The sequence below is a fragment of the Sphingomonas hankookensis genome (assembly GCF_022664465.1).
GTDB classification, from domain to species: domain Bacteria; phylum Pseudomonadota; class Alphaproteobacteria; order Sphingomonadales; family Sphingomonadaceae; genus Sphingomonas; species Sphingomonas hankookensis.
Window position 1 is genome coordinate 494,419 of sequence record NZ_JAKREV010000002.1, and the last position, 15,826, is coordinate 510,244.

The 15,826-nt window shown below is 67.2% G+C and carries 14 protein-coding genes; 6 read left to right on the forward strand and 8 right to left on the reverse strand.

The genetic code is table 11. The features are described from left to right. Positions 1-558, reverse strand: coding sequence for a PAS domain-containing protein (locus tag MF610_RS07740; protein WP_242194562.1), 558 nt, complete (start codon positions 556-558; stop codon positions 1-3). A gap of 348 nt (positions 559-906) precedes the next feature. On the opposite strand from MF610_RS07740, the gene MF610_RS07745 reads away from it, so the two are divergent. Further along, on the forward strand, positions 907-3,465 hold the full coding sequence (locus tag MF610_RS07745) for a GAF domain-containing hybrid sensor histidine kinase/response regulator (RefSeq protein WP_242194564.1): 2,559 nt from the start codon (positions 907-909) through the stop codon (positions 3,463-3,465). On the opposite strand, the gene MF610_RS07750 is transcribed toward MF610_RS07745, so the two are convergent. Beyond that, a complete protein-coding gene (locus MF610_RS07750) occupies positions 3,440-3,844 on the reverse strand; it encodes a YbaN family protein (RefSeq protein WP_242194566.1) in 405 nt (134 codons plus the stop codon). The genes MF610_RS07745 and MF610_RS07750 overlap by 26 nt on opposite strands. A gap of 120 nt (positions 3,845-3,964) precedes the next feature. Beyond that, positions 3,965-4,816 (reverse strand): subclass B3 metallo-beta-lactamase, encoded by an 852-nt coding sequence (gene bla, locus MF610_RS07755; RefSeq protein ID WP_242194568.1) that lies wholly within the window; start codon positions 4,814-4,816, stop codon positions 3,965-3,967. A 101-nt stretch (positions 4,817-4,917) separates the two neighbouring features. Here bla and MF610_RS07760 point away from each other — a divergent pair, with 101 nt between their 5' ends. Next, a complete protein-coding gene (locus tag MF610_RS07760) occupies positions 4,918-5,805 on the forward strand; it encodes a LysR family transcriptional regulator (RefSeq protein ID WP_242194569.1) in 888 nt (295 codons plus the stop codon). A 339-nt stretch (positions 5,806-6,144) separates the two neighbouring features. Next, positions 6,145-6,738: a cell wall hydrolase gene (locus MF610_RS07765; protein ID WP_242194571.1), complete on the forward strand. Its 594-nt coding sequence runs from the start codon at positions 6,145-6,147 to the stop codon at positions 6,736-6,738. Between the two features lie 223 nt (positions 6,739-6,961). On the opposite strand, the gene MF610_RS07770 is transcribed toward MF610_RS07765, so the two are convergent. Genes MF610_RS07770 through MF610_RS07785 form a run of 4 tightly spaced genes read right to left on the reverse strand, consistent with a single transcriptional unit; the run spans position 6,962 to position 10,906 of the window. Beyond that, a complete protein-coding gene (locus MF610_RS07770; RefSeq protein ID WP_242194573.1) occupies positions 6,962-7,309 on the reverse strand; it encodes a hypothetical protein in 348 nt (115 codons plus the stop codon). A 13-nt stretch (positions 7,310-7,322) separates the two neighbouring features. Further along, positions 7,323-8,729, reverse strand: coding sequence for an MBOAT family O-acyltransferase (locus MF610_RS07775; protein ID WP_242194575.1), 1,407 nt, complete (start codon positions 8,727-8,729; stop codon positions 7,323-7,325). Then, positions 8,730-9,983 (reverse strand): GDSL-type esterase/lipase family protein, encoded by a 1,254-nt coding sequence (locus tag MF610_RS07780; protein ID WP_242194578.1) that lies wholly within the window; start codon positions 9,981-9,983, stop codon positions 8,730-8,732. Continuing rightward, a complete protein-coding gene (locus tag MF610_RS07785; RefSeq protein ID WP_242194580.1) occupies positions 9,983-10,906 on the reverse strand; it encodes an SGNH/GDSL hydrolase family protein in 924 nt (307 codons plus the stop codon). Before MF610_RS07785 ends, MF610_RS07780 begins: the two co-directional genes overlap by 1 nt. Before the next feature lie 475 nt (positions 10,907-11,381). Here MF610_RS07785 and MF610_RS07790 point away from each other — a divergent pair, with 475 nt between their 5' ends. Then, positions 11,382-11,789: a TadE/TadG family type IV pilus assembly protein gene (locus tag MF610_RS07790; RefSeq protein ID WP_242194582.1), complete on the forward strand. Its 408-nt coding sequence runs from the start codon at positions 11,382-11,384 to the stop codon at positions 11,787-11,789. A gap of 3 nt (positions 11,790-11,792) precedes the next feature. Continuing rightward, positions 11,793-13,433, forward strand: a complete 1,641-nt coding sequence (locus MF610_RS07795; RefSeq protein ID WP_242194584.1) for a pilus assembly protein TadG-related protein — start codon at positions 11,793-11,795, stop codon at positions 13,431-13,433. 5 nt (positions 13,434-13,438) lie between these two features. Here MF610_RS07795 and MF610_RS07800 read toward each other — a convergent pair whose 3' ends face one another. Further along, a complete protein-coding gene (locus MF610_RS07800; RefSeq protein ID WP_242194586.1) occupies positions 13,439-14,350 on the reverse strand; it encodes a PAS domain-containing protein in 912 nt (303 codons plus the stop codon). A gap of 253 nt (positions 14,351-14,603) precedes the next feature. Here MF610_RS07800 and MF610_RS07805 point away from each other — a divergent pair, with 253 nt between their 5' ends. Continuing rightward, on the forward strand, positions 14,604-15,785 hold the full coding sequence (locus MF610_RS07805; RefSeq protein ID WP_242194588.1) for an SGNH/GDSL hydrolase family protein: 1,182 nt from the start codon (positions 14,604-14,606) through the stop codon (positions 15,783-15,785). The last annotated feature ends 41 nt before the right edge of the window (positions 15,786-15,826 follow it).

The following is a 15,826-nucleotide window of genomic DNA, read 5'->3' on the forward strand; positions in this document are numbered from 1 at the left end:
TCATGCACCGGGCGCGGACTCGAGATCGGCAAGCATCATCTTCGCCTGTGCCACGATCGCGGCACTGTTGGCGATAGTCAGGAGCGTACCCTCCACCACGATCCCGGCATCGCCGGCGATCGGGACGAGCCGGCCGATCGTCGACGTCAGCTGCTCCTCATACTCCGCGAGCAGGTCGGGCTGCGACCGGCTGACGTCGAACTGCGATGCGAAGAAATAGCGCGTCTGCCCGTCGATCGACTGCAGCCGCGACATATAGAGCAGGTTGACGAACGGCGTCCCGTCCTTGCGAAAATTGACGATCGGCGTCCGCACGTTGGGCTGGTTGGGCCGTTCGAGAAATTCGCGCAGCCGGGCGCGCGGTTCGACGTTCGGCGCGTCACGCTGCAACATCCGGCAATTTCGACCAATCACGTCGTCCGGGGTATAGCCGGTCAACGTGCAGAACGGCGCATTCACCAGGACGAGGTGATTGTCGCCTTCCGCCGCCGCCATGGCCAAAGCCACGCGCGATTTCTCGAAATAGTCGACAAGCGGCGTAGGCAGTTCCCGGGACACGTATTTTCCGATCCAGTTGAGTACCGTTCGATTAGCCGTAAAGCGCGGTAGAGAACAGTCTGGGCACGCACCCGTTGCGAGACATTCGACAACGCACCGCTCGTCCAAGCGCATCTGCCTGTCCGAATGAATGGAAACTTAAAGGTTCTGTTGTTGCCAGATGGATACGGGCTGCCCATCCGACGCAACCTGTTGCAGGATGCAGTGATTCCGGCCGCGCGCAAACCATGGTCGCAGTGCGAAGGGACGATTTCCCTCGAAATGCAATTTGCGTTAGTACGCGGTGTCGATGCCCCGGGACACCGATCCCGCCCGGCAAGGTGTTTTCTGCAGGATCGTTCCGCCCCGATGTCCGACCTTCGTATCGTCGATACGCTCCGTCCCGCCCCGGCGCATGAATTTCTGCTGGGTGGCGGGGAGTGCGCGGCGCTAATCGCCGCCCTTGACTGGTCCGCCACGCCGCTGGGGCCTATCGCGCAATGGCCGCAGAGCCTGCGCACCGCCACTGCGCTGCTGCTGCGCTCGCCGGTGCCGATCGTGATGTTGTGGGGGGTCGAGGGCGTGATGTTGTACAACGACGCCTATTCGCTGTTCGCGGGTGGGCGACATCCGCATCTGCTCGGATCGAACGTGCGCGAGGGCTGGCCCGAGGTCGCCGATTTCAACGACCATGTGATGCGGGTCGGGCTGGCCGGCGGTACGCTGCGCTATAGCGACCAGGAACTGACGCTGCATCGCTACGGCCGCCCCGAACAGGTGTGGATGGACCTCGATTATTCGCCGGTCCTCGACGAACGGGGCGAACCGGCGGGGGTGATCTGCATCCTGGCCGAGACGACCGAGCGGGTGGCGAACGCCCGGCGTACCCAGTTCCTGCTGTCGCTGTCCGACGCGCTGCGCCCGCTCGCCACGCGTGACGCGATCATGATGGCCGCCGCCGAACGGCTGGGCGAGTGGATGGGCGCCAGCCGCGTCTTCTATGCCGAGATCGGCGGCGGGATGATGACCGTCGATTTCGACCATTGCCGCGGCGTACCTTCGCTGAAGGGCGTCCATTCGCTCGAGGCGTTCGGCCCCGGCCTCCTTTCCGCCTATCGATCGGGCGCGCCGGTCGTAACGCACGATGTGGCGGGCGACGCACGGTTGAACGACGAAGCGCGCGCCGGGTTGGCCGACCGCCGGGTCGGTGCGTTCATCGACGTGCTGCTGTTCGACGAAAGCGAATGGGTCGGAGTGCTTGCCGTCCAGTCGGCAACCGCCCGCGCATGGACCGCGGCTGAGGAACGCCTGGTACAGGAGGTCGGCGAACGCGTGAAGAGCGCGGTCGAACGCGCCCGTGCCGAGGAAGAGCTCCTCCGCATGAACGAAACGCTGGAGGAACAGATTGCGGTCCGCTCCGCCGAACGCGACCGGTTGTGGAACCTGTCGCAGGACATGCTGGCGCGCGCCGATTATTCGGGCATGATGTCGGCGGTCAGCCCGGCATGGTCGCGGGTGCTGGGCTGGAGCGAGGTCGAGCTGCTGCGACGCGGCTATGCCAGCTTCATGCACCCCGATGACGTGCCGCACACGATGCGGGCGATCGCGCAGATGGCGCAGACCCGTCGCCCGACCCGTTTCGAAAACCGCATCGCCACGCTCGACGACGAATGGAAGCATATCGAATGGACCGTCGCGCCCGAGGCCGACGGCGTCAACTTCGTTGCGGTCGGCCGCGACCTGAGCGAAACCAAGGCCCGCGAGGCCGATCTGGAGATCGCACGCGAGGCGCTGCGCCAGAGTCAGAAGATGGAAGCGATGGGCAGCCTGACCGGCGGCGTCGCGCATGATTTCAACAATCTGCTGACCCCGATCATCGGCTCGCTCGACCTGCTGGTGCGAAAGGGCATCGGCACCGATCGCGAACAGCGGCTGATCGCGGGCGCGCTGCAATCGGCCGAACGCGCCAAGATGCTGGTGCAGCGGCTGCTCGCCTTTGCCCGGCGGCAGCCGCTGCAACCGACCGCGGTCGATGTCGCGCGGGTGATCGACAGCATGACCGGGCTGATCGAATCGACACTGGGCCCGACCATCGCGGTTCGGGTCGAACTGGACGATCTGGCCCCGGCGCGCGCCGATCTCAACCAGCTGGAAATGGCGCTGCTGAACCTCGCGGTGAATGCGCGCGACGCGATGCCCGATGGCGGCACGCTGACCATCGCCGCGTCGCACCGCAGCGTCTTCGCGAACGACCCGACCGGCCTCGCGCCCGGCCAATATGTCCGGCTGAGCGTCGGCGACACCGGGTGCGGCATGGACGAGGATACGCTGCGCCGCGCAATCGAACCGTTCTTTTCGACCAAGGGCGTGGGCAAGGGCACCGGCCTTGGCCTGTCGATGGTGCATGGCCTGACCGCGCAGCTGGGCGGCGGGCTGACGATCGACAGCGCGGCCGGCGCCGGTACCACCATCTGCCTGTGGTTGCCGGTCAGCGCCGCCGCACCGGTCGACGAGGATCGCCCGATCGAATTCGCCGCGATCCCGGCACAGCTCGGCACCGCGCTGCTGATTGATGACGAAGATCTGGTGCGGATGAGCACCGCGCACATGCTCGCCGACCTCAGCTATCATGTGGTCGAGGCGGCATCGGCCGAAGAGGCGCTGCGGCTGATCGAGGGCGGGCTGGTCCCCGACGTCCTCGTCACCGACCATCTGATGCCGGGGATGAGCGGTGCCGATCTCGCGCGGCTGCTGCGCGTCAGCCACCCGACGCTGCCGGTGTTGATCGTCTCGGGCTATGCCGACGAAGCCGGGATCGACGCCGATATCCCGCGCCTGACAAAGCCGTTCCGCCATGCCGAGCTGGAAATCAGCCTCGCCGCGCTGGTGCCGGTTGTCACGATCATCGCATCGGGGCCGGACGCGTGACGATATAGGCGGCACACGCCGCCATCGCCGCCGCGACGACCAGCGCCAGCGCCACCCCCGGCCGCGCCGCCCATAGAAAGATGCCATAGCCCAGCGCGATACCGCCGCACGCCATGGCCTTGGGCCCGCGCCCGATCGCCCCGTCGCGCCGCCATGCGACCAGCGTCGGGCCGAAGCGCGGATGGTCGAGCAGCCAGCGCTCCAGCCGCGGCGACCCGCGCGCGAAACTTCCGGCCGCGAGGATCAGGAAGATCGTCGTCGGCATCACCGGCAACAGCGCGCCGATGAAGCCGAGCAGAACGAAGAACCAGCCGAGCGCGATCCATCCCCAGCGGAGGAAGCGGCCGCGTTGCGGGCTGGGCGAAACGGGCGGCGACATCGCCATCACCTTACCGCCTTCATCGCCCAACCGATACCGACTTCGCGACCGCGTCGCGTTATCGCGACCATGGTGCCGCAGCCCTTGCGGTGTCCGATCCCATGCCGACGGCAGCGGCGGCTACTTTCCCTTGCGTTGCGTCGCCAGATCCTCGTCGAACGCGTCGCGATAGTCCGCGACGAGCTTGGGCAGCAGCGTACGGTCGACAAAAGCATCGCGCTGCCCCGCCTGCCGCTGCGCGCCGCGTTCGACGACGTCCGCCGCCTCGGGATGGCTGGTCAGTACGATATCGGCCGACATCGCCGCCAGCTTGGCGAAGGTCGCGCGGAAGTCGCCGACGATGCCGGGATAGGCGCGATTGCCGACCAGCCGGTTACCCGCGACGCTGATGCTGCACGGGAACAGGACCCGGCGCGCCACGCCGCGATCGGGCGCGGTCATGCTCCAGCTGGTGCAACCCGGCGTATGACCCGGCGTCAGATGCGCGGTGAGCGCGACATTGCCCAGCCGCACGACCTCGCCATCGCGCACCACCCGGTCGACCTTGATCGGGGGATAGCGGCGCGCGGTATAATCGGTATCGCCACGGCTGGTACCGTGTTCCAGTGCCCAGCGATCGCCGGCACTCGCCAGAAAGCGGGCGCCGGTGTCGCGCTTGATCCGCGCCACCGCGCCGACATGATCGTCATGCGCGTGGTTGCTGACGATCAGCTTGACCCGCGACAACGGCACGCCGACGCGGCGGATATTGCGTTCGATCAGCGCGGCGTTGCGGTCCTGCGTCCCGTCGAGCAGGATCGCCCCGTCCGACGACACGATCAGATACGCCGACAGTCCCTGCGTCCCGACATAATAGACATTGTCGGTGATCGCGAACGGTTCGGTGGGCGTGCTCCATGCCGCCGGATCGGCGGCGACCGCCGGTGCGGCCAGCACCGCGATCCATCCCAGCAACATCGTCCGATAGCGCATGTCCGTCCCTCTCATTGCTCGTCGACGACAGGATTGACGCGGATGGCCGGCGCGGACAAAGGATCATCTCTCGGTCCGATCCTTAGGAAATCTGGGCATCGATGACGCGTACCCCGGTTCCGTTGAATGCCCTTCGCGCGTTCGAGGCGTCGGCGCGCCATTTGTCGTTCACCCGCGCCGCCGACGAACTGTGCGTCACGCAGGCCGCGGTCAGCCACCAGATCAAGGCGCTGGAAGCGCGGCTGGGCGTCGCGCTGTTCCGCCGCTCCAGTCGCGGACTGCATCTGACCGACGAAGGGCTGGCGCTGGCGCCGACGCTGATCGACTCGTTCGGCGCGATCGACCGGCTGTTCGACAGGTTCGCCGGCGGCGGGGTGCAGGACGTGCTGACGGTCAGCGCGGTCGGCACCTTCGTGGTCGGCGCGCTCCTCGAACGCCTGCCCGCCTTCCGCGCCGCCTGCCCCGGCATCGACCTGCGGCTGTTGACCAACAACAACAAAATCGACCTGGCCGCCGAAAGCCTAGATTACGCCATCCGCTTCGGTGACGGCGCTTGGCATGGCGTCGAGGCCGCGGCGATATGTCCGGCGCCGTTGACGCCGCTATGCTCGCCCGCGCTGGCGCGCGGACTGCATGCGCCGGCCGATCTGTTGCGGATGCCGCTGCTACGCTCCTATCGCCCGCAGGATTGGCCGAGCTGGTTCGCAGCGGCAGGGGTGGAGGCGGCGGCGCTGCACGGGCCGCTGTTCGACTCCTCGCTGGTGATGGTGCAGGCGGCGATGCTGGGCGAAGGGGTCGCGCTGGCACCGCCCGCGATGTTCGCGCGCGAGATCGACAGCGGGCGACTGGTGCGCCCGTTCCGCCTGACCGCGGGAACCGACGGCTATTGGCTCACCCGGCTGAAATCGCGGGTTCCCGGGCCGGCGATGCAGGCGTTTCGACACTGGTTGTCGGAGAGTTTCGCCAAGTATCGCGAGCCGTCCGACTAGTCGTTGCGGACGATCCCGAAACATCGATTCTATCGGCGATTCGCGACAAGCCCGCGACAAAAACATGGTTTCCGCGCATTTACGGACGATCTTTTTATTGTTTCGGGCGTGGATTGATCGGATGCCACGAACGGTTCGTCGCCGATGAACGGCCGCCAAGTTGACACTTTGCCGCGCCGGCCCGAAGGGACGTCGCAGATTTTCAACCGGTCCGATGACCCGCCCATTCAAGAAGCGGGGATTGGACGGTGAGACGTGGGGGATCCCGACGGCCGCTACTTTTTGTCCGCGTTTTCGCGGCCGATGGCGGGCACCCTTGCGCACAATCAGTGAGTGGGAATGAACAAGCGTTGGTCCGTATTGGTGTTGTGGAGCCTGACGGCGGCAAGTGGCGTAGCGAGCGCCCATGTCGCGATGAACACGGACCCCGAACTCCCGGTCGTACAGCCCGCACCAGTCGCCCCCACGCCTGTTCCTGCCCCCGTTACCTTTGCCGCACCTGCTCCGGTGGTGCAGCAGCTCCCGACCGAAGCCGCCGACGTCGTCACCGACGAAGCCGCTGACGAACTGGCCGATCTCGACAAGACCGAAGTCGAATGCGTCGCCAAGGTCGTCGTCCACGAAGCCGGCAACCAGCCGCACAAGGGCCAGCTGGCCGTCGCGCAGGTTATCCGCGCCCGCATGAAGAGCGGCCGCTTCGCCAAGAGCGCCTGCGGTGTCGTCAAGCAGCGCGGCCAGTTCTTCAACGTCGACGCCTACAACCCGCCGCGCGACAACGGCCGCTGGAGCACCGCGGTCGACATCGCCAAGCGTACGCTGAGCGGCAAGGGCGAAGACGTCGCCCCCGGCGCGCTGTTCTTCCACTCGGCCGGTGCCTCGTTCCCGAAGCGCACCCGCGTCGCGCAGATCGCCGACCACACCTTCTACCGCTGATCCGCTCCTGCTCCGGCAGGAACCCCGCAACGCCCGCGCCGAGCCAGCCTCGCGCGGGCGTTGCTGTTTGTGGCGCTATCCCATCCGTTTGGTTCGAGCAGCTTCGAGCTTGTCGAGAAGCGTCCGTCGAGAACGCAGTTGTTAGGGGCGTCCCCTTCTCGACTACGGTTCTCGACAGGCTCGAACCTGCGCTCGAGGCAAACGGGGCGAGCGGAAGTAGAAACTACCGCGCGCTGCCATCCTCGCCCGGCTGCTCGCTCCCGAACCGCATGGCCTGCGCCTGCTCCCACCGCGCCCGTACCGCTGCCCGAGGCGCATCGAGCCCCAGCCGCGCAGTCGTCGCCGCCCACGCCGCGATCGGTGCGCGCAACGGCTCGGTATAGGGTGAAGGCGGCAGCTCATCGAACCACGCCGCGATCGCATGCGCGTTGAAAACCCCAAGGAACAGCGTCGCCACCGCGATCACCGTCGTCATCCACCGCCACGGTGCGACACCATCGACCGGATCGGCGGGCACCAGCACCGGCGACCCGACTTCGGCGATCTCGCCCTGCTCCGCTCCTGTCGTCATGCGCGCCCTCCGCTCAGAACTGGTAGTAGATGAACGGCGCGACCCCTTCGGGCCGCATCGCGTCGACGATCAGGATCAGCACGCCCAGCGACAGCCCGATGACCGGCGCAGCATGATGCCGAACCCGCGCGGCGGTCGCCTGCAGGATGCCGACCGGCACCGCATGGATCGCCAGCCCCAGCGCGACCAGCGCCAGCGACAGTGGCGTGACCAGCGTGTTGCGCCAGTCCCCGGCAAACAGCTGCCCGAGATAGGCGAACGCCTCCCCTTCGCCCTGCGCGCGGAAGAAGATCCAGCCGAGCACGACGATGTGGAAGGTGAGCAGGATGCCCATACAGCGCGGCGCGCGCGGCAGGCCCGCCGGGCGATGCCGCGACCAGAAGCGCTCGATCGCCAGCCAGCCACCGTGGAGCGCGCCCCAGATCACGAAGCTCCAGCTGGCGCCATGCCAAAGCCCGCCCAGCAGCATCGTCAGGAACAGGTTCAGGTACGTCCGCACCGGCCCTTTCCGACTGCCGCCCAGCGGAATGTAGAGATAGTCGCGCAGCCAGCTCGACAGGCTGATATGCCAGCGCCGCCAGAAATCCTGGAGCGAGGCGGCGCGGTACGGCTGATCGAAATTGCGCGGGAAGGTGTAGCCGAGCAGCGCCGCCAGCCCGATCGCCATGTCGGAATAGGCGGAAAAGTCGCAATAGATCTGCACTGCATAGCCATAGGCGCCGAACAGCAGGTCGAAGCTCGACCGGCTCGTCGGGTCGAAGAACGCCGGATCGACCAGCGCGCCGGCCAATTGCGACGCGATCACCGCCTTCTTGAACAGCCCCCACAGGATCAGCAGCAGCGCCGCCGCCACCACGCCCCGGTCGATCCTCGGCACGCGGCGGAACTGCGGCAACAGGTCGGCACCGCGCACGATCGGTCCGGCGACCAGATGCGGGAAGAACGACATCAGCAGCGTCAGGTCGAGCAGGCTCGCCGCCGGCACCCGCCGCCGATGCACGTCGACGAGGTACGAGATCGCCTGAAAGGTGAAGAACGACACCCCGACCGGCAACACCACCTGCAACAGCGGCAGGTCGCGCCCGAATCCCAGCGGCGTCAGCAGCGCAGCCAGTTGCTCGAGGAAGAAGCCGGCATATTTGAAATAGCCGAGCACGCCCAGATTGGCGGCCACGCCGAGCGTGACCAGCATCCGCCCGCGGCGGCCGTCGTCGCTGCGCACGATCGCCTGCGCCAGCGCCCAGTTGACGAACGCCGACACGAACAGCAACGCGACGAACCGCGCGTCCCATGCGCCGTAGAAGAACCAGCTGGCCAGCAGCAGCGCGATCTTGCGCCATTCGTTCGACCGGCCGAGCGACCAGGTCACGCAATAGACGACGAGAAAGAACAGCCCGAAGCTGAGCGTGGGGAACAGCATTTACCGGTCCGGGGTCGGGGTGGCGGGCGTACCCCTGCGCACCAGTTGCGTCATTGCCGCGTCGAGATCGGCCTGCAGCAGTCGCGCGATCTCGGCGCCGCCGCGGCTGGTGAAATGGACGTGATCGCCGCGCATCAGCGGGGTCGTTCCTTGCGTCCAGCCATCGGCGACGCAGCGCCCGCCCATGCGCTGTGCCCAGTCCCAATAGGCGATGCCGAACGCCTTGGCCTGTCGCCGCTGGATCGCCTGCACCGATGCCAGCGCGGCGGTCGGGCGCCACGCACCCGATGCGGGACAAGGCATGCTGGTACCGCTTTCGCCGCTCTGGAGCCCGGGTTGCTTCGTCGCGCTGTCGGGCGCGCCGATCAGCAGCATCGGCACACCCGGTGCCAGCCGCCGCAGCCGCGTCAGGTCGGAGCGCAGCGTCGTCTCGTACACGCTGGCGGAGAAACCGGGGCGGAATGCCTCGTTGGTGCCGAACGCGACGACGATCAGGTCGGGGCGATAGGCGGCGAGTTCGGTCGCGACCACCCGGTCGTCGGTCCGCCCGAAATGCGTGAATTGCGCGCCGACGGTGCCGAGGTTCGACAGGATCACCCCGCCGCCCAGCCGCCGTTCGGTGTTCCACGACGTGATCGTCACCGGCCCACCGACGACGGTGGCCGACGCGATCGTCGCCTCTTCGCCGCCATCCAACGTGCGGCACCGGCTGCCCGGCTCGACACCGGCCAGCGGCCATTCGACCACCGCCGCGCCGAGGCTCAGTTGCAGCGTCCCCTGCCCCGGCCCGCTGAGCGCGCAGACGGTCAGCCGGTCGAAATTGCGGCCATTGTCGGCGCTCAGCGTCACCGTGGCACCCGCCTGTGCGCTGGTCAGGCTGTACCCGCTCAAGCCCAGTCGTACGTTGCTGCCGGAATTATACGCTGCACCGAAGATGCCGTTGATGTTCCAGCCCATCGACTGTCCCGCCGTGATGTCGCGGGTCAGATAGGCGGCATAGGGGCGGCCGGGGGGCAGTGCGCCGCGTCCGGCGCGGCCATAGCGTGCCTGCAACGCCGCGCGCCAGCTGCCGGTGATCTGATCGCCGGCGGTGTGGCTGTCGCCGATCTGGAGGATGCGGACCGGCTCGGGGGCGCTGCGCGCAGTCGACAGTTTTTCGAGGAACGGGCGCAGCCGTTCGGCATCGCACAACCCGCCGATGCAGGACTGCCCGGCCGCCGCCTGCGCCAGCGCGATCGCGAACAGCGCGGACATCAGCGCGCCCCCCCGGTCGGCGCCGGGACCGGCGCCGGCCGCCCTGATTCACGTCGGGCACGGTCGGCGTAGCGGCGGAGGTCGGTCGCGACGCTGTTGGTCAGGCGTTGGTATCCTACGCCGATCATGTGCAGGCCGTCGCCGGTCCGCATCAGCACCGGCTTGCCGGTCTTCAGGTCGGGCAGATAGGCGTTGTACTTACCCTCCGCATCCAGTGTCAGCGGGCGGGAATCGAGGAACGGCACGCCCAGCCGGCGCATATGCTGTTCGTAGAAGGCGTCCATCGCCTGCATGTCGGCGTCGAGCTGCGGATCGCGCATCACCGGCAGACCGACCCAATAGACGACTGCCCCGGTCGAGCGCAGCGCCTTCACATAATTGTCGATCCGGTCGCCGATCACCTGTTTCCACCCGTCGCTCATCAGCGGATGGAGATGACCGTCGGCGAACACCGCCTGCGCATCGTTGGCGCCGAAGCTGATGACGACCGCATCGACCGGCTGGGCGGCCAGCTGTTCGCGCGCGCGCTTTTCGAGGTCGAGCACGCGGTAGCGGGTGAAGCCGGTTGCCTCCTTGGCGAATTTCAGCACTTCGAACCCGTCGTCCTTGGGCAGCTGGCGATACAGCGCGTCCCAGACGCCGTTGCCGAAACTGTCGCCGAACACGCCGACGCGCAGCACGCCGTCGCGGCGGACGCGCGCCAGCACCTGCGGATCGATCGGGCCATCGACGGTACGCGCCGCGACCGCAGGCGTGGTGACGGGCGTTTCGGTCCCGGTCGAGGAGGCGCCCGGCGCGACCGGCGGCACCGGCGAGGTCACGGGCGCGGGTGCGGTCGCATCGGGCAGCGCGATGCGGCCGTCACCGACGAACGACAGGCCGACGACGAAGCCGGCAATGAGGCCGAGGACCAGTACCGCCATCCGGTCCCCCAGCCATAGCAGCCTGGATTCCGTCGCTCGATTGACAGCCGTCACGTGTCGATACCCGTATATCTGGAACGACCCGCCCCGCTGCGGGTCCGTCGTGCGGGTAGCTGTTCGCACGATCGGCGGCAAGCGGTCGGCCACCCGCACACGCCGTGGCGCACCGTCGATGTGACGGACCGTGTGGCGGGTGCCTGTCCGTATCGGAAAACCCGCAATATTGTGCGGGTTTAGGGCGTAGCAACATACTGCATTCGCTGCATTTTCTGCGAAATACACGCCGTGTTTCGACAACCGCCCGGTCAGCATGCCGACGCTATTGTCGTGTCAGGAGGATGGACGCATGATCGACACGATCATTTGCCGCAAGGCACGGACGCAGCGGTTTCGCAGGGGAGCCGGCAGCAGGCGCGGCAAGGTCCGCGGCACGTATACCATGCTGCAAACATTACATAATTTCCGCAAACCCCCGATGAACCGGAAGCTGGCCGCCGACCGTCGCGGCACCGCCATCATCGAACTGGCGCTGACGCTGCCGATCCTGGCCGTCTTCCTGTTCGGTATCGTCAGCGGCGGCAGCTGGCTGGCCATGTCGCACGTCGTGCAGGAAAGCGCGAACGAGGGTGCGCGCGCCGCGCTGGCCGGCATCACTGCGCCCGAACGTGCCGCACTGGCCAGCAGCGCTGCGCGCACCACGCTGGCGCGCAGCTATGGCATCAGCGAGAGCGATATCGCGCTTCGGGTGGATGACGATGGCCGCAAGCTGACGGTCAACGTGTCGTATGACGGGTCGGCCAATCCGTTGCTGAAACTGCCGATCATGCCCGCTGCGACCACGACGATCCGACGGCAGGCCAGCGTCGTGTTGCAGGGGTTCTGAACGATGCTGCATCCTGCGATCCGCACGCTGATCCGGCGACGCGAAGGCAATGTGGCGATGATCGTCGCCGGCGGGTTGGCGATGCTGACCGGTACGGCGGTGCTGGGGGTCGACACCGCGACGCTCTATCTCGAAAAACGGCGGCTGCAGGGGACCGCGGACGCCGCGGCGCTGGCGGCGGCGGCCGATCTGGATAATGCGACCGTGCGCGCGCAGGCGGCGGTGTCGCTGTCGCCGGACAACAACACGCGGCTGGTGACGCTGACCCCCGGCCGATACGACCGCAATGCGCAGCTGTCGGTCGACACGCGCTTCTCCCCCAACGCCGTGTCCGGCAATGCCGCGCGGGTCGCGCTGGAAAGCACGATCAAGCCGATCTTCGCCCAGGTATTCGGACGGCAGACGGTGACGCTGAGCGCCAAGGCGACCGCCGCGCGCATTGACCTGGCCGGTTTTTCGATCGGAACGCGCGCGGCATCGGTGCAGGGCGGATTGCCCGGCGCGTTGCTGTCGCAACTGGCGGGCAGCGACCTGTCGCTGTCGGTGATGGACTATAACGCGCTGGTGTCGGGGCAGGTCGATCTGCTGAAGACCGCCGAGTTGCTGCGCACCGGAGTCGGGGTACAGGCATCGACGTTCGACGAGGTACTGGCCGGCGACGTCACGCTGCCGCGCCTCGTCACCGCGATGGCGGGGTCGACGAGCAACAGCGCGACCGCACAGGTGCTGCGCACCCTCGCCACCCGCCTGTCCACCCGCAGCGTGCAGCTGAACAAGATCATCGACCTGGGGCCGCTGGGCAGCCGCAGCGTCGCCGACCCGACACGACCGGTGCAGGTGGACGCCTATGCGTTGCTGCGCGAAGTCCTGCAGATCAACAGCGGCACGCGGCAGGTGCAGAGCGAGATCGATCTGGGCGTGCCCGGCATCGGCGCTACTAAATTGTATCTGCAAGTCGGCGAACGCGCGGCGCACAGCCCGTGGCTGTCGATCGGTGAGGCGGGACAGACCGTCGTGCGCACTGCACAGACCCGCATGTGGATCGACATCACCCTGCTGAACGTGCCGCTGAACCTCGCATCAGTGCGCGTGCCGATCTATGTCGAGCTGGCGGAGGCGGAAGCGCGGCTGGCGGGGATCGCGTGTCGCGGCGGCCCGGCCAATGCCAGCGTCGCGCTGGACGTCACCCCGTCGATCGGGCGCGCGGCGATCGCCGATCTCGACCCCACCGCGCTCGGCAATTTCCAGCAGGCGATGGCGCTGCGTCCGGCAAAAATGGTGACGCTGCCGCTCGCGTCGTTGACCGGCTATGCCAATGTGCAGCTGGGCGGGGTGAGTGCGCAGCGCGTCAATTTCTCGGCGGCGGATATCGATGCGAACACGGTCAAGACCGTGTCGACCAACGACATTGCCGCCGGCCTGGCCAGCAGCGTTCTGCGCAGCATCGACATCCGTGCCAACGTGCTGGGCATCGGCCTGTCGGCCGGGTTGCTGACGTCGACGCTCGGCAACACGCTCAGCGCCGCCGCCCCCGCACTCGACCTGGTCGTCAATCAGGTGACGGCGCTGGCCGGGGTGCATCTGGGGCAGGCGGACGTGCGCGTCGACGGCGTTCGGTGCGGGACGCCGATATTGGTGATCTGACGGTGTTATCGCCGGGTGAGCAGGACGATCGCGCCTTCGTTGCCATAGACGCTGCGCAGTTCGGCGATGGTAAGGCGCACCTCCACCGCGGCGCCGTCGTTCGACAACACCGCGCTGTCGATCGTCCGAGCGCCGCCACCGCTCAACACCTGATCGAGCGTTTCGCGGAACAGGACGCGATGGGCGATCGGCACGAGATCGGCCATCGCGACATGGTGCAACCGATCCTCCGACAAGCGGACCATGTCGCAGAAGGTCGGTTCGACCCGGTCGATATGGCCGCGGGTATTCACGCAGACATAGCCGATCCCGTCATGCAACCCGATCGCCTCGCGCAGCGATTCGCGCGCATCGGCCAGCCGGTGCCGCTTCATATCTTCGGTAATGTCGTGGAACAGGATCGTAACGTAACGGGCAAAGGGGTGGATATCGACCCGCACCCAGGTATCGGGGCGGAACAACGACGGAATTTCTGCCGAATAGGGTTCCTTGCTGGCGACCGCGCGCTGGACATAGGTTTCGATCAGCGATCCGTGCAGGGTCGGCACCGCCGCAAAGATCTTGTGCCCGACCAGTTCGTTCTCGCTACGCTCCAGCTGGGCATGGGCCACCGGGTTCGCGGCCAGAACTCGAAGCTCATAGTCGATGAGCAGCACGCCTACGGTCAGACATTCCGCAAGATCGTGCAGGCTGGGCGTCAGTCCGGCACTGCTGCGCTGGCCCCCGTTCGCGTCCTGCAGCTCAGTATAGTGGCGCACCGTCGTCAGGACATGGGTGGCGCGTCCATGATGCGTGACGAAGATCGCCTGGTCGTCCTGCATCTGGCGCAGTTGTCCGAACCTGCGCGCGAAGTCGGCAGACGATACGGTGGGGTGCTGTGGCTCGTTCCGTCCTGCGTCGACTTCGTGGTTGCCCATGTTGTTCACTCCCCGTGTTGTGCGCCGCCTGTGCTTTCCTTCTATGCCGACGTAACGCCGCCAACCTCATTCTAAAGGATGACAACCCGCACGATAACGGAACGGTTTCGTACGTTTCAACAGGAACGTATTGATTTCCGCAAGTTATACACTTGCTGGCATCCGCAGCCCCCGATAGCGTCTTATTCCGGCAACTAGGGGTAGGACCGGGATGCGTGCAGGCTCGATCGTTTCTGTCACGGCGTTGTCCGTCATGGCGACCCAAGTTGCTGCCGAACCCTGGGTCGCGGGATGGACGACGTCTCCGGTCCGATCGGCGCCCGAGCAGCAACTGACGGAAAATCAGGCGCGCGACACCACGATGCGGCAGGTCGTGCGGGTGACGATCGGCGGGCGCGCGATACGGGTGCGGTTCTCCAACCGGTTCGGGACCACGCCGCTGCGCATCGCGGGCGCGCATGTCGCGCTGGCGACGGGACCCGCAGACGCGGCGATCCGGCCGGGCACCGACCGGCCGCTGACCTTTGCCGGCCGCGCCGATGTGGAGGTTCCGTCCGGCGCGGATTTCTGGTCCGATTCGGTGCAGATTGTGGTGCCGGCGTTGCAGGACGTGGCGATCAGCACCCGCTTCGCCGCCCTGCCGCAGCAGCAGACCGGCCATGCCGGCGCACGGACGCGCAGCTGGATCGCGCCGGGGGATCGCTTGGGCGACGTCCGGTTCGCCGATGCGGCACCGATCGAACGCTGGTTCCAGATCGCAGCGGTCGAGGTCGATGCCGCGCCGAAGGCCCGGGCGATCGTGGCGCTGGGAGATTCGATCACCGACGGCTATGGCGTGAAAGACGGGTTGCATCAGCGCTGGACCGACGGGCTGGCGCGCCGGTTGTCGGCGAACCGGGCGACGCGCGACGTCGCGGTGCTGAACCACGGGATCGGCGGCAACTGCCTGCTGGTGGAATGCAGCGGCCCGAACGCGCTGGCGCGGTTCGACAGCGACGTGGCGAGCCAGCCGGGCGCGAAGTACCTGATCGTGCTGGAGGGGATCAACGATCTGGGCAGCATCGGTCGCGAGCGGGCCGTGACCGCCGCGGAACATCCGGCGCATGTCGCGCGGATGATCGCAGGCTACCGCCAAATCGTCGCGCGGGCACGCGCGCTGGGGATGAAGGTGATCGGAGGCACGGTGATGCCGTTCGTCGGCAACGACTATTACCACCCCGATGCCGCCGCCGAAGCGGCGCGGCAGGCGGTGAACGCATGGATACGCACGTCCGGCCATTTCGACGCGGTGATCGATTTCGACCGGGTGGTACGCGACCCGGCGCGGCCCGACCGGCTGCTGCCCGCATATGATTCGGGCGATCACCTCCATCCGTCGATGGCGGGGTATCGGGCGATGGCCGATGCCGTGCCGCTGGCGCTGTTCGCGCGCTAGCGGCTTGGCGCCGGGGGCCGGCGCACCCATGTGGCGGGTTC